The sequence below is a fragment of the Nostoc sp. PCC 7107 genome (assembly GCF_000316625.1).
Taxonomy (GTDB): Bacteria; Cyanobacteriota; Cyanobacteriia; order Cyanobacteriales; family Nostocaceae; genus Nostoc_B.
Window position 1 is genome coordinate 4,708,231 of sequence record NC_019676.1, and the last position, 16,315, is coordinate 4,724,545.

The window sequence follows — 16,315 nt, forward strand, 5'->3', positions numbered from 1 at the left end:
CAAGTATCTACGGATAGATAAAGGTAGCTAGAACAACACCTTTCCTCTTTAAGCTTTATTAAAAATTGTAACATTTATGAGAAGCATTGAAAAGCCCCACAGGTGGAAAATGATTGGAATTGAGAATGGTTGTGATAGGTTAACCACAGGCGTGAATAAACCTTTGTTGCTCATCAAACCAGAATGAGAAGTGTAGATTATGGTTAAGGGGTAGAGAAACGTCATTTGTTTGCTTTGTTTCTGGTGTGAGGGCTGAGACTCCTATAAATACAGCTTTTAGCATAAGTATAATTACTTCATCTGGCTGAGAGCGATCGCTCTAGGTTAGTTAATAAATATTCGCAGAGAGAAAAAATAGTTTACTCATATTTGTTAAAATATCGCAATAGTAACTATAATGTTTCTTCTATAATAATTACTTAATTTTCCTTGTAAATACTGCTTGAAGCAGATTCATAAAAAAAGGGTGGGAGACAAGTCAAATCTTTAAACTGTCTCCTAACCCCTCATACTCCAGTCAAATTAAGCGCCACGCCGGGCAAAGTTACGACAAACTCTTCATGGAATAATCTTGGAGGGCTTTTACGTCCAAAGTAGTATTTTGCAGAGAACGGATAGCAGCAACAGTAGCCTTAGCCCCAGCAATGGTAGTGATGATAGGGATTTTGTAGGCTAAGGCTGTGCGGCGGATGAGTCTTGCATCAGTATGCGCTTCTTCGCCAGAAGGTGTGTTGATGATGAGTTGAATCTTCTGGTTTTTAATCGCATCAAGGACGTGGGGACGGCCTTCATGAAGTTTTAGCACCAATTCAACACTTAAGTTATTTTCCCGAAGCACCTGGCGTGTGCCGAAGGTCGCCATAACAGTAAAGCCTAAGTCAATAAATTCCTTGACTACAGAAACAGCTGCTGATTTATCGCGATCGCTCATAGAGACAAATACAGTACCATTTAGGGGTAAACGCTCACCGGCTGCTAATTCTGCCTTGGCAAAGGCGCGGCCAAAGTCGCTATCTATGCCCATCACCTCACCTGTTGAGCGCATCTCCGGGCCTAATATTGTATCTGTCCCAGGAAATTTATTAAACGGTAGAACTGCTTCTTTTACAGCAATATGTGAGGGTATGACTTCCTCCGTAAAGCCCAACTCCTCAAGAGTTTTACCCGACATGATTAAGGATGCCAACTTCGCCAATTGCACACCTGTCGCTTTAGAAACAAAAGGTACAGTCCGGGAAGCGCGAGGGTTAGCTTCGAGAATGTAAACTTGGGGAGAGTATGAACCGACACCCACAACCGCAAACTGAATATTCATTAATCCGATAACTGACAGTGCTTGCGCCAGTTGGACAGTCCAAGTGCGGATTTGATTAAGAACTGCTGGGGGGAGTGAAATTGATGGTAAAGAACAAGCGGAGTCTCCTGAATGGATTCCAGCTTGTTCGATATGTTCCATGATGCCACCAATCACCACCCGTCCGGTATGATCAGCGATCGCATCTACATCAACTTCGATGGCATTTTCTAAGAACTTATCAATTAAAATCGGATGTTCTGGTTCTACCTGTACTGCAAAGGTCATGTAGCGTTCTAGTTCTGTATCAGAGTAGACAATTTCCATTGCACGTCCACCTAATACATAACTAGGACGCACCACCACTGGATAACCAATGCGTCTCGCCACAATCAACGCATCTTCATAACTCCGCGCAATTCCATTCGGTGGTTGTGCAATATTTAATTGCTTAAGAATCTTCTCAAACCTTTCTCTATCTTCGGCGGTGTCGATGGAATCGGGTGATGTACCCCAGATTTTAGTGCTGCTGGCTGAGGTATGAATACTCAGTGCTTGTTGCAGAGGTAACGATAACTTAAGAGGTGTTTGTCCACCGAATTGGACGATGATTCCCACGGGATTTTCGGCTTCGATGATGTTGAGAACATCTTCTTTAGTTAATGGTTCAAAGTAAAGGCGATCGCTAGTATCGTAGTCAGTAGAAACTGTCTCTGGGTTGGAGTTGACCATGATAGTTTCATAGCCTGCGCCGTTTAAAGCATAAGCAGCATGACAACAACAATAGTCAAACTCAATTCCTTGACCAATCCGGTTCGGCCCACCACCCAAAATCATCACTTTGGGTTTATCTGAGGGTAAAACTTCCGTTTCTTCTTCGTAGGTGGAATAGTAGTAGGGAGTTAAGGCCTCGAATTCAGCCGCACAGGTATCAACAGTTTTGTAAGCTGGGACAATCCCCAACTCTTGGCGGTAGGCGCGGACTTCATCTTCTGTGGTTTTGGTGGCGAAAGCAATTTGGCGATCGCTATAACCTTCTCGTTTTACAGCATATAGTTGCTCTTTCGTCAACTGTTTTAACGGTGTGCGCTTGATGAATTTTTCCGTCTCCAACAACTGCTGCATCTTATCTAAAAACCAAGGGTCAATCCCTGTCAGTTCGTAGATTTCGTCAATAGTTAGCCCTACTTGCATTGCGTGACGCACAGCAAAAATGCGATCGGGATTCGGTGTCCGCAATAAGGCGCGGATTTGTTCACCACTGGGTAATTTTTCGGCTTTGTCACAACCCCAACCAGCGCGTCCGGTTTCTAAAGAACGCAGTGCCTTTTGGAAAGATTCGTTGAATGTCCGTCCTATCGCCATCGCTTCTCCGACAGACTTCATCTGTGTTGTCAGCACTGGTTCAGAACCGGGGAATTTTTCAAAGGCGAAGCGAGGAATTTTGGTGACTACATAATCTATTGTCGGTTCAAAGGAGGCAGGGGTTTTTTTGGTAATGTCGTTGTTAATTTCATCTAAGGTGTAACCCACAGCTAACTTCGCCGCTATTTTGGCAATGGGGAAACCTGTAGCTTTAGAAGCCAGTGCGGAACTACGAGATACACGGGGGTTCATTTCAATGACAACCACATCCCCAGTTACAGGATTAACAGCGAACTGAATATTAGAACCGCCAGTTTCTACCCCAATCTCGCGGATGATTTTAATCGACATATCCCGCAACCGCTGATATTCTTTGTCGGTAAGAGTTTGGGCGGGTGCAACGGTGATGGAATCGCCTGTGTGGATACCCATCGGGTCGATGTTTTCGATGGAACAGATAATCACCACGTTATCTGCTAAATCCCGCATCACTTCTAATTCATATTCTTTCCAGCCTAGGAGAGACTGGTCAATGAGAATTTGCGATACAGGACTCGCATCAATCCCCACTTGCGCCATTTCTTCAAATTCTTCTTGGTTGTAGGCAATACCACCACCAGTCCCCCCCATTGTAAAGGCGGGACGGATAATTAGGGGATAACTACCAATTTTGCGGGCGATCGCTTTGGATTCTTCTAAAGATGAAGCTGTACCACTAGGACAGACATGCACGCCTATCTTGGCCATTGCTTCATTAAATAGTTTACGGTCTTCCGCTTTTTCGATCGCGCCTAACTTTGCGCCAATTAATTCCACATTATATTGATCGAGAACACCGTTTTTAGATAAAGCAACTGCGAGGTTGAGGGCGGTTTGTCCTCCCATCGTCGGGAGTAAAGCATCTGGGCGTTCTTTGGCGATGACTTTAGCGACTAATTCTGGTGTTAACGGTTCAATGTAAGTGCGATCGGCCGTTTCTGGGTCAGTCATAATTGTGGCAGGATTGGAATTGACTAACACCACTTCATAGCCTTCTTCTCGTAACGCTTTACAGGCTTGGGTTCCAGAGTAGTCAAACTCACAGGCTTGGCCAATCACAATTGGGCCAGATCCTAACAGTAGTATTTTTTTCAGGTCTTGACGGCGGGGCATAGTCTTGGGGTAGGAGTACGAAAATACAAATCCTGATTATTTTAAGGGTCTTTGCCCTCAGTCATGTTGTTTATTATCAAGTTTTCCGGGTGCGATCGCCGCAGCCAGAGAAAAGGTAGTAGCGTAGCAGACGTGTAGGGAAAGATTAACAAACAACAAATTACTATCGACGAATATATCTCTTTTACTATCTCATGTGCCTGACTCGTCTTTACTAACTCAGTATCCAGATTTTTTCGTGTTTACAGTTTTCACTAATTCTCAAAACGCAAATTCTCAATTATCCGCAAATAATTTTTATTTAAGTTGCTGGTCTCATAATTTAAATATGAGTTTCTAGCTTATATTACTCTTCAACAAAGCGTGAAATATTTCTTAAATAAAAATCTTTATCATTTACTTAATTGCTAATAATTTTTAATATCTAAATAAAGAATAATTTGATCTAGTGATTTTTGGCATATCGAAATAAAAAATGACAGAGATACTGGCTACTTCTCTGTCATTTTTTACCTTTTCTTAATATCCTGTGCTGTCAAATTTTGTCGCAACAGTATAAAAAATAGACTAGATAATCAGATTTCTAGTTTTGAGCAGGTTGCACAAAACCCAAGGTTAAACTGTCTTTGGCTAAGAAATGAGCTAAATGATAAGCTCGTTCTTCAGTCTTTAACAGAATTTTTTCGTACAAATAGCGTGTACCACGGTCGCCTAAACTCTCAGCCTGAGAAGCTTGACGGCGAATCACATTAATAATTGCTTGTTCTGCGGCTAGGTCATTTTCTACCATTTTGCGGGAAGAATATACGCCATCAGATTCTTGCTCAAAACAGGTTAGTTCTGCCAATTTGCTAAAGGACGCAGCGGGTACACCACCTAAACCATTAAGTCTTTCGCCAATTTCATGCACGTGGTCTTGTACTTCATTGTAACTGCTGTTGAAAAACTCATGTAATGAGTAAAATTCTGCCCCTTCTACAACAAAATGATGTTTTTGGTATTGCAAGTATAAAGCCTGGAAACTAGCTAATAAAACGTTTAGTCCTTCTGTAACTGGAGCAGTAACACTACGGTCTAACAGTACAGGATTGTCATAAACCTGACCGAAATTTTGTAACAAAGTTTGTGTATCAGACATGGTTCTCCTCGCTTTTTTGCAGTTATGGTTTTTAACTGCTTAGTTTTTACATATTAACATTCTAAAAATAAAAGCAAGTTCAAAGAATATCATAAATTTCTCAATTTTTTTGTGGCGACAATTGCAAATTTTTGCTTTTTATCGAGTTAATCTGCGCCTATTTCGTTAGGCGTATATCTTGAGATTGTAGAAATGTTTACTAATAGTAGAAATTACCAAGTAAGAAAGTCACGCATCAGAAGAAACAAAGAACATATCAGTAAAAAGATCGAAGCCAAGAGTTATAAGGTAGGATTCAAGGGGATTTGAGACTAATTCTGCTTTACATTTCCAGTAGAACAACTAGGTTAAAGAAGACTATTCTTCATTACCAGTACTCATACCAACTGAAAGATGCTGGCGCATCGATGAAGTGATAAAAACTACGTGTAGACAGTCATTCCCATCCACAATACTAGTTGCCTAAAAATTAAGCTGAAAAAAATTTAAAAAATTTTTGCAAAATTAAAATCAGGTCAAAGCTTGATGACATAAGCGGTTGAGCTTGTTGTTAACCCAATATTAATGAGAAATTTTCATATTTTCCTTAGAGAATAACTGAGAATAGTTCGCACTTAAGTTATGCTTATTTAAAGAAACTGTAATCCTAAGATTTTTCAGAATCGGGGAGGAAAGGCACGCTAGTTACTGCAAATTTGTCGCACTTTTGAGGGTTCGTCTCTTGAAATCGTTTAGTTCCGAGTCAGAAATAGACCAGAAGTACGTAGTTGAAGTTAATTGGGCAGACCGCTGGCAAGTCTATCAACGTTTAAATGAGCTAGATATTCCCTGTTGCTGTGAGACTAACCAGCCGTTGCAAGTTGAAATTGCTAATCCTTTGGCAATGGTTCAATTTTGGTGTGTGATGCAACGATTCCTCGCCTGCCGTCCAGAACTAATTCAGATTCTTGAGAATAGCTGGCAAAGCCGCTACTGAAAGTAATCACCAAGGACAGATGTCTGCAAGTTATTACGCGATTAGAACAAAATTATTCAGTAAAAAAGAGGGCAAAGAAGATGGGTATAATCTACAGTCAAGAAATCACGGAATTTTGTTTGGAAGGCAGATTTATAGATTTTGTTATTAAAGATGGTTATAAGCTAAAAGGTTTGATATTAGAAACTTCTGAAGGTGAATGCTACGTTAAGCTGGCTAAACCCTTAAGGGCTGCTTTTGATTTGCGTTTACCAAAAGGTACTTGGTTGCAAGTTGTTGGTACGAAAAAATATGATGAAAAAAAGAGTGAGTATACTCTGAAAGCAGAACGGGTGATGGCTGCGCGTTCTGATTTAGGCGGTAGAGTTGCAACCAGCGTAGCATTACAGGAACCGCCAGCTAGTAATGTGGCTCAAGTCAAACCAGCCAAGACGAAGCAGACAATTTTAATGTGTCAAAAGTCAGACTGTTGGAAACGGGGCGGTAAAGAAGTTTGTCAGGCATTTGAGGCAGCATTGAGCGATCGCGGCCTAGAAGACCAAGTTACCATCAAAAGTACAGGCTGCATGAAAAACTGCAAAGCAGGCCCTAATGTAGTGATGCCCGATAAAACCCGCTACAGCCGCATTCAAACATCTCAAGTTGCTTCAGTCATGGATAAGCACTTTGCGGAAAAGTCCGAAGATAAGCAAACTGATAACTCAGAATTATTACCAATAAAAATATCTAATTTCAATGAAGTTTCTGTAAAAACCTCTGTAATTTAATGAGAAAATTATAAAGTTAGACGATTAGTGTGTTCCCTAAAGACTTGGCTACAACTTTTGCAAAAGATATGCAGGAGTTATAGCTGGGTTTTTTAATATGTTATTGGGTAGTTATTTAGATTACTCTTCAGGATAGGCACTTAAAAAAACTAGCTGATTCTCCATATTTTCAGCAGATTTAGTTGTCATCAACTTCAAAACTCGCCGCATCTGCTCACCAATTGAATAATCTTGTGTGGAAATAACAATCCCTGAATGAATTCTTTTTTCAATAATGTAGAGACTATGCAACTGACAGAAATCACTAACATTAAATGTATAAAATACACGCTGCTGTTCAGTTGATATAGCTAACTGTTCTTCATCACTCAAACCAGTTCTACTTAACCTGAGTTCGAGATAAGCCCAAAACATGATTCTATCGTTAGCCCAAAATCCTAAAACTTATGCAAAATATCTCTCAAACTCTCATAACTCTGTGATCTCTGTGTCTCTGTGGTTCGATTAAATCTTGTTAACCCGAACTGAGGTTACTTAATTCTCCAACGGTTGTCACATCTACGCCTCTTGCTATTAATGATGCGACAAATCGATGATTCATTGCATCCTCATCTATGAACAACCGTATTTTGCTCATAATGACTGATTCATCGATGCTGCTAATTGTTCATAGTTGGACTTTTCAGCCGTGAGGTAAGCTTCAATTTCTTCTCGATTAGCATGATAATAAGTCAATGCTTCATATACTTGCGCCAAAGTCAAGTTCCCCATTCTTTCAAATATTTCCTCAGCATTTAGCCCCATTTTGTACCAAGCTGCAACTCTTTGTACAGATACTCTGGTTTCTGCTATGTGAGGACGGCCACCAAGTGTTCCTGGTGTGCGAACAATCAATGCACCAATGTCTGTAAAGGTTTGCATTCACTCAAGTCCTCTGTTTTAACTTTGATCGTAAATCAACAGTTTGATAAGTGCGACTACATCGAATCTAGACGCTGACGCAATTTACTACTAAAAGTATCAATTACAGTCACAACTACCAATAGCACTAACATCATAGTTGTGGCTTTGTTGTACTCAAAACCATCGATATAACTCTTGAGTTGAAAGCCAATTCCCCCAGCGCCAACTACACCCAACACTGAAGCGGCGCGGATATTATATTCAAACATCCATAAGGTATAACCTAAACCCAAGGGTAAGACTTGGGGTAAAATGCCGTACTGCATAATTTGAAATCTTGATGCACCCATGACTTGCAAAGATTCTAAAGACTTGGCGTTGACGGCTTCAATCGCTTGTTGATAAAACTTTGCTAGATAGCCAATGGTGTAAATTGCTAAGGCTAAAGTTCCGGCTGGTGCGCCTAAACCTGTGGCGGCGACGAAAATCAACCCCAAAATAATGGAAGGAACGGAACGGACAGCATTTTGTAGTAAGTTAGCTAACCATTGCAACCAACGAGGCGCAACATTATTAGCACTAGCGACAGCGATTGGTAATGATAAAATTGCGCCGATGGTGGTTCCCCATAAAGACATCTGCACTGTTTCTATGAGTGCTTTAATTGCTATGTCTATAACCGTGGTATCAGGGGGAAATAACCGAGAGATAAAATCGGTGATGTAAGGCCAGCTAGATATCACCAATTCAAAATCGACTTTGATACCTCGCAACGCCCAAGCATAAACTACTACAACAATTAACAGGATGATGAGGGGACTCACCCAAGGGTAACGGCGAAGAGTTTTGAGATTTAACATTTGACAAATTGGGCTTGCAGGTTTTCACAAATTCCGTCGTAAACAATGCGTCCAGCATCTAAGACGATCGCACGTTGTCCGTATTTTGCTGCTATACCTAAATCATGCAAAACTGTGACAATCGTCATCCCTTGCTGGTGCAATTCTGATAGACTTTCCATCACCTGTTGACAAGCGACGACATCTAGTCCGGTAATTGGTTCATCGGCTAAGAGTATCTGCGGTGATTGAATTAATGCACGGGCGATCGCTACACGTTGTTGCTGTCCACCACTGAGTTGACTGGTTTTTTGATAGGCTTGTTCTTTTAAATCCAACTGTGCGAGTAAATCCATCGCTAAGTTGCGATCGCGCCCTGGAAATCCCAACAATGTCTGCCAAGTTGTCCTTACGCCCAATCTGCCACACAATACATTATCAATGGCTGACAACTGGCGAATTAATCCACCGCCCTGAAATATCATCCCAACATTGCGGCGAATTTCGGGAAGTGTGCGGGGTGTGATTGTCAAACCATTGATGGTAATTTTTCCCTTCTTACAGGGGACTAATCCCACAAGCGATCGCAATAATGTAGACTTACCTGCACCATTGAGTCCCAGTAAAACCACAAACTCACCCTGCTTGATTTGACAACTAATGTCATTCAAGATAGGGCGATTTAAAGCAGTAGTATAGGCTGTTTCTAAGTTATGACATTCAATTACACAATCATTCATCAATATGCGTCTCCATCAAAGTCCTGTGTGCTGAGTTAAAAAGCCGCCGAGTATATTACAGAATCTATTAAGTATGAAGTTCTTTTTATCCACTCAGCACTCAGCACTCAGTACTCAATACTCTTAACTAAGGTGCAATTCCAATTCTTGTTAGGGCAGTACGAATTGGGGCAAGATGACGACTATGATCAACTCTGACTAATTCGGTGGAGTTGTATAAGTTGCGGAGTAGTTGATTATTTTGTGACTGATTTAACTTGAGTAAAGCGTTGATTAATCTTTCTCTATCTTGAACTGGGACATCATCATCAATGGCGATACCGTGGGCGGGAACACCTGAGATTTTATACAGTACACGCAACTGGTTTTTTTCTTGGGCGGTGATGTAGGGAGAAAATAGGGCATACTCTGAAACAACTGCTACATCAGCTTGTCCGCGCACTACAGCTTGTAAAGCTTTGCTGTAATTACCACCATAAGCTACTTGACCGAAGAAACCGTCGAGGCGATCGCGGTTGGGGACAAATCCTTGTTTTACTAACTCACTCACCGGGAAAATAAACCCGGAACCAGAAGTTGGGGAAGTAAAGGCCATGCGCTTACCCCGTAGTTGTCCTAGGGTTGCTTGAGCAGTATTTCTGGTTTTAAGTGGGCTATTGCTAGGAACTACAAATATTGAATTATAGGTGTATCTGCCAGAATAATTATCACGCACTTCCGCTAAATACAACTTAGCATTTGCCAACTGTTCCGCTTTCAACGCCGGACGACTGCTAAGAAACGCCACATCAGCGCGATTTGCTCTCAACGCTTCCACCGCCGCCGTATCATCACCAATTTGGGCTTTGACGGGAATTTTTAACTCGTTAGAGAGAAACTTAGCTACTGCATTGGCTTTTGTTTGCAAGTCTGTAGAGTCAGAACGACTAGGAAAAATTACTGTTAAATTATTGAGTCTTCTACCTTGGGCAAGTAAGCGTGGCGCTTGTTGATTAGAAATGGCGTTAGCATTAGCATTAGTTGTTTGCATCGCCCCAAAACTGCCAATAACCAAACCTGTCAGCGCCGCAAATACAGCACCAGCACCCAGTACGCCCTTTTTACTCACACTCATTTTTAACTCTCCATTAGGAACTATTAGCAGTATTTTTAATAAAAAATTTCAACTATTCCAACAAATGAATCTAAGACTTTTAGGAATAAAAGTCAATATGAATTGGATGACTAAAGATAGCAACAGGCTGTTAACTAGCTGGAAAATGGGAACTAGGCGCTAGAAAAAAGTTGTGATATTTCTGAAAGCAGAGGTTTTTTTAGAATTTAAATATTCATGATTATCCAAATATTTACCAACAATATTCTCTGATAAATTATGAATTTAATAGTTACGAATTATCTATGATTAATCATGAATTACTGTTAGTTCATTGTCAGCAAAACTTGGCAATTAACTAACATGAATTTTTCTATTAATGATTGACAAGTATAAAATTATACTTTAATATAAAGACATGATAAAGGCGATCGCCCTCCAGCCAGAGTTTGCGATCGCCCTTATCTAAAACCTACTAACGAATAAAGGCGATCGTTCTCCGGCAAGAGTCTGCGATCGCCTTTATGTAAACCTACTAGGAATACAAAACAATCATGGCACAATTACCAAATTCCGCCCAGTCTAAATTAGAACAATACCTGCGTTACGCAGATTTAGAACAAGCCACCCAACAGCAAATTCCTCACAGAGAACCGATAAAACATTTACTCATTGGTTCTCCCAAAGCTGTCACTATTACCATTCACCGTTTGCAAATAATTGGTTACGCCAGCGTCGGCGATTGGAGTCCACTGTTACCAACTGGTAACTCAGATGAAGTTATGAGTATTTTAATCCGGCAACTTTTGATGTAGTAGTTTAGATACCCGACTTTCAAAGAAAAGTCGGGTATCTGAACAATCTAACGTGGGATTAATTGTGCTTGTTGACTTTTCAAAAGCACAATTAACGGTGAAGAGTTAATAATTACACGCTTAATCAACATTTGCTAGTTCTTCAACTAACTCTTGGGCAGTATATTCGCATTTCTTGAATAAATTCTTCAGGATTTTTGCGAAGTGCTGAAAATACTGTTTCGGGTAATTGGATTGGTACTGTTATCATAAATTTTTCCTCAGTTAATAAATTTTGTAGGGTGTGTTGTCACGCAGTGCAACGCACCGGAGAATATTTACATCGAAAGCCAGAACGTTGATGGCGGCTATATCGCTATTGTAGGCTCCATCAGCAGCAGCTTAAATCTTCCCGCCCACGAGACTGAGTGAGTGCGTATGTCAAAATAAAATATCAGTAAAACTACGGTTTTGACCTATGGTGTGGAATCCAGGGCAGGAGTTATTTGGCAGGCGCTACATCATCGAGAGAAAATTAGGCGAAGGTGGAGTTGGGATTACCTATCTTGCGAAAAATCAACGCGGTGAATTGCGAGTCATCAAAACCCTCAGAGAACAAATCCTCAATCATCCCAAATGGATACCACATCAAGATAAATTACGGCATGACTTTCGTGATGAAGCTTTGCGACTGGCTTTGTGTCACCATCCTCATATTGTGCAGGTAGAAAACGTCTTTAATGAAGGTAATTTGCCATGTATGGCGATGGAGTACATCGCAGGCGAAGATTTGGGGAAGCGAATAACTGAAAAAGGGGCGTTACCGGAAGCGGAAGCACTGGAATATATTCGGCAAATTGGCGAAGCTTTGATATTGGTTCACGAGAAAGGCTTGCTGCATCGGGATTTGAAGCCCAGTAATATTATGATGCGTGCGGGTAAACCAGAGGCCGTACTAATTGACTTTGGCCTTGCTAGACAATTTATTTCTGGTGCAGTCCAACAGCATACACAGAGTCTTACCCCTGGTTACGCGCCACCAGAACAATATGCACCCATCGAACAACGGGGAGAATATATTGATGTTTATGCCTTAGCCGCTACATTATATGCTTTGCTGACTGGACAATTGCCCATGCCAGCACCAGCTAGACTGCAAAATTTTACGCTACCAGCACCCAAGGAGTTGAATGGCAGTGTTAGCGACAGGGTGAATGAGGCAATTATGAAGGGGATGGTGTTAAATTATAAGTTGCGCCCTCAGTCGGTGCAGGAGTGGTTGGATTTGTTGGGTGCAAGTCCCATACCGCCAACACAACCAGTAATATCTCTTCCCAATACATCTACATCTTGGGAATGCGTCCACAATATTCTGGGAATTTCTGGGGCAATAGCCCTTAGCCCCAAGGGAGATATTTTAGTAAGTGCGGCAGGTTACGTTATTCACTTTTTTTCATCAAATACAGGTCAACTTCTCCGCACCCTGAGTGGTTATTCCGGTTGGGTTCATTCCGTCGCTATCAGTAGTGATGGGCAAATCCTGGCTGGTGGTTGTATGGACAGCACTACCAAACTGTGGTCAGTGACAACAGGTCAACTTCTCCGCACCCTGAGTAGTTATTCCGCTTTGGTTCATTCCGTCGCTATCAGTAGTGATGGGCAAATTCTAGCTAATTGTAACGACAACGCTATCCAATTGTGGAAAGTATCAACAGGGAAAGAAATTCTTCTTATCCAAACTGGTCATTCCGGTCGGCTTAATTCCGTCGCCATCAGTAGTGATGGGCAAATTCTCGCTAGTGGTAGTGACGACAACACTATCAAATTGTGGGAAGTATCAACAGGTACAGTACTTCATCGGGTAGCTCATAGGTACATCCTCAAAGCTAAAAGCTATGCAAGGAGAGGGGCAATAAGAAGAACTATATTGCATAATAGCGGGAAGTGCCGTAAAGAAATTCTTACCCTCACTGGTCATTCTTCCTCGGTTAATTCCGTAGCCATCAGTAGTGATGGGCAAATCCTGGCTAGTGGTAGTGACGACAAGACTATCAAACTGTGGTCAGTGACAACAGGAAGCGAAATTCGCACCCTGAGTGGTCATTCTTCCTCGGTTAATTCCGTAGCCATCAGTAGTGATGGACAAATCCTGGCTAGTGGTAGTGACGACAAGACTATCAAACTGTGGTCAGTGACAACAGGAAGCGAAATTCGCACCCTGAGTGGTCATTCTTCCTCGGTTAATTCCGTAGCCATCAGTAGTGATGGACAAATCCTGGCTAGTGGTAGTTGGCACACTATCAAACTGTGGTCAGTGACAACAGGCAGAGAAATTCTTACCCTCACTGGTCATTCTTCCTCGGTTAATTCCGTAGCCATCAGTAAAGATGGGCAAATCCTGGCTAGTGGTAGTTGGCACGGGACTATCAAACTGTGGTCAGTGACAACAGGAAGCGAAATTCGCACTCTCCCTGATCATTCTGATTCAGTTAGTTCCGTCGCTTTTACCCCCGATGGATGTTGGCTTGCTGCTGGAGGTAGGAGCGGGAGTATCAAAATTTGGCGACACAGCTAGTTGTGCAATCACAGCGTCAAAATAGTATTAGAACTAGCGAACAATAAACACAATATGAAAGCATACGAATTTCCTGCCAATGTCACCGATGAAGGCAAAATAGAATTACCGAATGCTGTTTTGCAACAATTAGCAAATAACCAGCAGGTAAAAGTAATTATTCTTGTCAATGAACCCACTGAAGAAGAACAAGAGGAAGCAGCTTGGCATCGTCTTGCGTCCGAACAATTATTAAAAGGCTACAGCGAAGATGATGCTATCTACGACACAATTTAAGCAATGCAAAATTATCAACCTGGCTCTGTCATTTTACTCAAACTGCCTTTTTCTGATGCAGTAACATTCAAACTCCGTCCGGTTTTGTTACTTTTAGATACAGGAGATAATGATGTTATTGTGGCGCGCATTACTAGTCAAATAACTCAAACAGCTTTTGATGTTGAAATTATCGAATGGCAGCAAGCAGGTTTAATGCGTCCTTCGGTAGTGAGATTACATAAACTAAACACAGTAGAAAAGCGTCTATTAGAACGTCAATTAGGAACTTTACAATCAAATGATTGGGAAAAAGTGCGTCAGCACATCAATCAAATATGGTCTTCTATATAAATAAAGTTCTTTTGCATAGCATGACTGCTAAATTTAGCTAGGTGTAGCGATCGCCCTAAATGTCAACCATTAGTGTAGCTTACCGTAAATATCGCTCTTTAACCCTCAACTGTCTAGTTTCAAACAGCAAAATTTTAACTTGAAACGAAAACGTTCTCACTTCAAACCGCAATGTTCTCGTTTCAAGCAAAAACATTCTCACTTATAGCTATAGCCAGTTTTATTAGGACGCTGCGTGCTTGAGAACGAATTCGATAGCATCACGTAAATGATCACAATTGTGTAATTGTTTGCGAATCCTACTTTTTAACCATGCCCAACACTTCTCAATACGATTAAGGTCTGGTGAATAGGGAGGTAAATAAACAAGTTCACAGCCTGCATCATGTATGAGTTGGGCAATTCGACCACCATGATGAAACGTCGCATTATCCACAATTACCCACTCACCGGGACGCAAAACCGGAATCAAACATGTTTCTAGCCAGGTTTCAAACACTGTGCGGTTACACGCCCCCTCGACTGTAAATGGGGCAATCAATTGATTATCCCGATACCCAGCAATCATGTTAATGCGTCCCTGTCGCCGACCGGATTTGAGGTCGTAAAATCGTTCCCCTGTTGGTGAGTACCCATAGCCGTAGTTATCTCGTTCATCCATTCCCGATTCATCGACATAAACCAAGTGTGGTGCTTTTGGGTTCTTCAGTTGTGCTAGAAAGGTTGCTCGTTTGGCTTCATCTCGTTGACAGTAGCCATATGTTTTTTTTTACGGGTGTGTCCAATTTTCTGCAATGCCCGTGAAATCGTGCGTTGACTAATCTCTCCTTCCCATAACTCTACCATTTGGACTTGAGTTTTATCACCATTTGCTTTGACAAATGCGCGAAACTTCTCCCAATCATCGATTTTGCCACCCCTTTGGCATTCCTGCCTCGATTTGACCTTGATATCACCCGTTTGGGCTTTTCTTTGACACCACAAGTTAATCGTATTGCGACTGATATTGAACAATTGGCTCGCCTCACTCTTTTTGAGACCGTCCAACTCAATTGCTTGCATCACCTTTTGCCGGAAATCATCACTATAGGGTTTAGCCATCTGAGTTTGAATCGCAATACTAGGAATACTTCATAGTTTATGTCCTAATCTTATTGGCTACAGCTATAAAACCAGAACATTCTCACTTAAAACGAAAACGTTCTCGTTTTCAACAAGAACGTTCTCACTTACAACAGGAAAATTTTAGATCTAAACTCGGAGATTTTCACTTTTAACTAAAACATCCAAGCTCAGAAGCTCAAACGTCGAGTTAATTTCTCAACTTACAAGGGTTGTGGCTGGACTTTTTTAGTTTTCCGCGCAAATCTTCGTCCTAAATCATCAATCATTGTCTCTAAACCAGCGCCTTTACCACTAGCTTTTGCATAGTTATAAACTAGCAACCCCGCAGCATAAGCTTCACTACCCACAGCCACAGATGTATCATCTACCAGTTCTTGCAGTTGTGATAACGACAGCAAAATCGGATACAAGGCTTCAAATAATTCAATATCGCGGCGCATTTCGTCCAAGTCAAAAGAACGCGGTAAGAAGTCGGGATTTTGTGCGGCTATTTCCAACGCCTTACTCACAAAAGCGCGACTCTTATCTCCCAGCTTCGGTAAAGATTTACGCTCCTCCGTTGACAAATCTACTAAGAATGGTAACTTTTCTTTGATAGTTGTAATTGCTTGCATCACCGCTTCCCGATCTGCTGAAGAAAGTTTTGCACTAACTTTAGACTCTGGCATTTTTCATACACCCTAAATTTTACTTAATTTCAGTGTTCCCCAAGTCAGTTAGGCAATTATCGTTACTTGTAAGCAATTAAGAAATTTTTTTTATACCAACAAACAGGAAATATTTTGCTAATTAACGCCGTGTGCAACTTTATCTCCAACCTAACCCCCAACCCCTTTGCTACAAGGGAAGGGGAGCAAGAATTAAAGCCTCTCTCCGCAGTGCATTAAAAGTAGGTTGGGTGGAACGCAGTGAAACCCAACACTTCAGAATTTTGTTGGGTTACGC

Annotated in this window: 16 protein-coding genes; 6 read left to right on the forward strand and 10 right to left on the reverse strand. The window is 41.4% G+C overall.

The window, feature by feature from the left end; genetic code table 11:
• Positions 1-544: 544 nt before the first annotated feature.
• Together carB and NOS7107_RS20105 are read right to left on the reverse strand one after the other, a co-directional pair.
• Positions 545-3,811 (reverse strand): carbamoyl-phosphate synthase large subunit, encoded by a 3,267-nt coding sequence (gene carB / locus NOS7107_RS20100; protein ID WP_015114784.1) that lies wholly within the window; start codon positions 3,809-3,811, stop codon positions 545-547.
• Between the two features lie 583 nt (positions 3,812-4,394).
• Positions 4,395-4,949, reverse strand: coding sequence for a Dps family protein (locus NOS7107_RS20105; protein ID WP_015114785.1), 555 nt, complete (start codon positions 4,947-4,949; stop codon positions 4,395-4,397).
• A 721-nt stretch (positions 4,950-5,670) separates the two neighbouring features.
• Between NOS7107_RS20105 and NOS7107_RS20110 the strand changes: the two genes are divergently transcribed.
• A complete protein-coding gene (locus tag NOS7107_RS20110) occupies positions 5,671-5,925 on the forward strand; it encodes an Asr1405/Asl0597 family protein (RefSeq protein ID WP_015114786.1) in 255 nt (84 codons plus the stop codon).
• An 80-nt stretch (positions 5,926-6,005) separates the two neighbouring features.
• Positions 6,006-6,692 carry a (2Fe-2S) ferredoxin domain-containing protein gene (locus tag NOS7107_RS20115; protein ID WP_015114787.1) on the forward strand — a complete coding sequence of 229 codons (687 nt, stop codon included), beginning with the start codon at positions 6,006-6,008 and terminating at the stop codon, positions 6,690-6,692.
• Between the two features lie 120 nt (positions 6,693-6,812).
• On the opposite strand, the gene NOS7107_RS20120 is transcribed toward NOS7107_RS20115, so the two are convergent.
• From NOS7107_RS20120 to NOS7107_RS20140, 6 genes are all read right to left on the reverse strand, one after another.
• Entirely contained in the window at positions 6,813-7,064 is a 252-nt protein-coding gene (locus NOS7107_RS20120) for a DUF5615 family PIN-like protein (RefSeq protein ID WP_253274464.1), read from the reverse strand.
• Between the two features lie 142 nt (positions 7,065-7,206).
• Positions 7,207-7,329, reverse strand: a complete 123-nt coding sequence (locus tag NOS7107_RS29745) for a hypothetical protein (protein ID WP_015114789.1) — start codon at positions 7,327-7,329, stop codon at positions 7,207-7,209.
• Positions 7,326-7,613, reverse strand: a complete 288-nt coding sequence (locus tag NOS7107_RS20125) for a DUF433 domain-containing protein (protein ID WP_015114790.1) — start codon at positions 7,611-7,613, stop codon at positions 7,326-7,328. Before NOS7107_RS20125 ends, NOS7107_RS29745 begins: the two co-directional genes overlap by 4 nt.
• Positions 7,614-7,669: 56 nt before the next feature.
• Entirely contained in the window at positions 7,670-8,455 is a 786-nt protein-coding gene (gene phnE, locus NOS7107_RS20130) for a phosphonate ABC transporter, permease protein PhnE (protein ID WP_015114791.1), read from the reverse strand.
• Positions 8,449-9,174, reverse strand: coding sequence for a phosphonate ABC transporter ATP-binding protein (locus NOS7107_RS20135; protein WP_015114792.1), 726 nt, complete (start codon positions 9,172-9,174; stop codon positions 8,449-8,451). Before NOS7107_RS20135 ends, phnE begins: the two co-directional genes overlap by 7 nt.
• A gap of 127 nt (positions 9,175-9,301) precedes the next feature.
• A complete protein-coding gene (locus tag NOS7107_RS20140; RefSeq protein WP_015114793.1) occupies positions 9,302-10,288 on the reverse strand; it encodes a phosphate/phosphite/phosphonate ABC transporter substrate-binding protein in 987 nt (328 codons plus the stop codon).
• A 533-nt stretch (positions 10,289-10,821) separates the two neighbouring features.
• On the opposite strand from NOS7107_RS20140, the gene NOS7107_RS20145 reads away from it, so the two are divergent.
• The 4 genes from NOS7107_RS20145 (at position 10,822) to NOS7107_RS20160 (ending at position 14,245) form a co-directional block, all read left to right on the forward strand.
• Positions 10,822-11,082, forward strand: coding sequence for a hypothetical protein (locus NOS7107_RS20145; protein ID WP_015114794.1), 261 nt, complete (start codon positions 10,822-10,824; stop codon positions 11,080-11,082).
• Between the two features lie 457 nt (positions 11,083-11,539).
• Complete coding sequence (locus tag NOS7107_RS28020) at positions 11,540-13,636, forward strand: protein kinase (RefSeq protein WP_015114796.1); 2,097 nt, start codon at positions 11,540-11,542, stop codon at positions 13,634-13,636.
• A gap of 54 nt (positions 13,637-13,690) precedes the next feature.
• On the forward strand, positions 13,691-13,912 hold the full coding sequence (locus NOS7107_RS20155) for a hypothetical protein (RefSeq protein ID WP_015114797.1): 222 nt from the start codon (positions 13,691-13,693) through the stop codon (positions 13,910-13,912).
• 3 nt (positions 13,913-13,915) lie between these two features.
• Positions 13,916-14,245 (forward strand): type II toxin-antitoxin system PemK/MazF family toxin, encoded by a 330-nt coding sequence (locus tag NOS7107_RS20160; protein WP_015114798.1) that lies wholly within the window; start codon positions 13,916-13,918, stop codon positions 14,243-14,245.
• Between the two features lie 223 nt (positions 14,246-14,468).
• On the opposite strand, the gene NOS7107_RS28025 is transcribed toward NOS7107_RS20160, so the two are convergent.
• Positions 14,469-15,346, reverse strand: a protein-coding gene (locus NOS7107_RS28025; RefSeq protein ID WP_253274444.1) for an IS630 family transposase whose coding sequence is annotated in 2 segments (ribosomal slippage) — positions 14,469-15,014 and positions 15,017-15,346 — 876 coding nt in all. Because the reading frame shifts where the segments join, the coding sequence is not laid out codon by codon here.
• Between the two features lie 224 nt (positions 15,347-15,570).
• Positions 15,571-16,038 carry a hypothetical protein gene (locus NOS7107_RS20175; protein WP_015114799.1) on the reverse strand — a complete coding sequence of 156 codons (468 nt, stop codon included), beginning with the start codon at positions 16,036-16,038 and terminating at the stop codon, positions 15,571-15,573.
• Between the last annotated feature and the right edge of the window lie 277 nt (positions 16,039-16,315).

Bases quoted from the DNA above. Each gene is read 5' to 3' on its own strand.
- NOS7107_RS20125 (WP_015114790.1), bottom strand. From the start codon at position 7,613: ATGCAAACCTTTACAGACATTGGTGCATTGATTGTTCGCACACCAGGA.
- NOS7107_RS29745 (WP_015114789.1), bottom strand. From the start codon at position 7,329: ATGAGCAAAATACGGTTGTTCATAGATGAGGATGCAATGAATCATCGA.
- NOS7107_RS20135 (WP_015114792.1), bottom strand. From the start codon at position 9,174: ATGAATGATTGTGTAATTGAATGTCATAACTTAGAAACAGCCTATACT.
- NOS7107_RS20140 (WP_015114793.1), bottom strand. From the start codon at position 10,288: ATGAGTGTGAGTAAAAAGGGCGTACTGGGTGCTGGTGCTGTATTTGCG.
- NOS7107_RS20155 (WP_015114797.1), top strand. From the start codon at position 13,691: ATGAAAGCATACGAATTTCCTGCCAATGTCACCGATGAAGGCAAAATA.
- phnE (WP_015114791.1), bottom strand. From the start codon at position 8,455: ATGTTAAATCTCAAAACTCTTCGCCGTTACCCTTGGGTGAGTCCCCTC.
- NOS7107_RS20145 (WP_015114794.1), top strand. From the start codon at position 10,822: ATGGCACAATTACCAAATTCCGCCCAGTCTAAATTAGAACAATACCTG.
- NOS7107_RS20175 (WP_015114799.1), bottom strand. From the start codon at position 16,038: ATGCCAGAGTCTAAAGTTAGTGCAAAACTTTCTTCAGCAGATCGGGAA.
- carB (WP_015114784.1), bottom strand. From the start codon at position 3,811: ATGCCCCGCCGTCAAGACCTGAAAAAAATACTACTGTTAGGATCTGGC.
- NOS7107_RS20160 (WP_015114798.1), top strand. From the start codon at position 13,916: ATGCAAAATTATCAACCTGGCTCTGTCATTTTACTCAAACTGCCTTTT.
- NOS7107_RS28020 (WP_015114796.1), top strand. From the start codon at position 11,540: ATGGTGTGGAATCCAGGGCAGGAGTTATTTGGCAGGCGCTACATCATC.
- NOS7107_RS20105 (WP_015114785.1), bottom strand. From the start codon at position 4,949: ATGTCTGATACACAAACTTTGTTACAAAATTTCGGTCAGGTTTATGAC.
- NOS7107_RS20115 (WP_015114787.1), top strand. From the start codon at position 6,006: ATGGGTATAATCTACAGTCAAGAAATCACGGAATTTTGTTTGGAAGGC.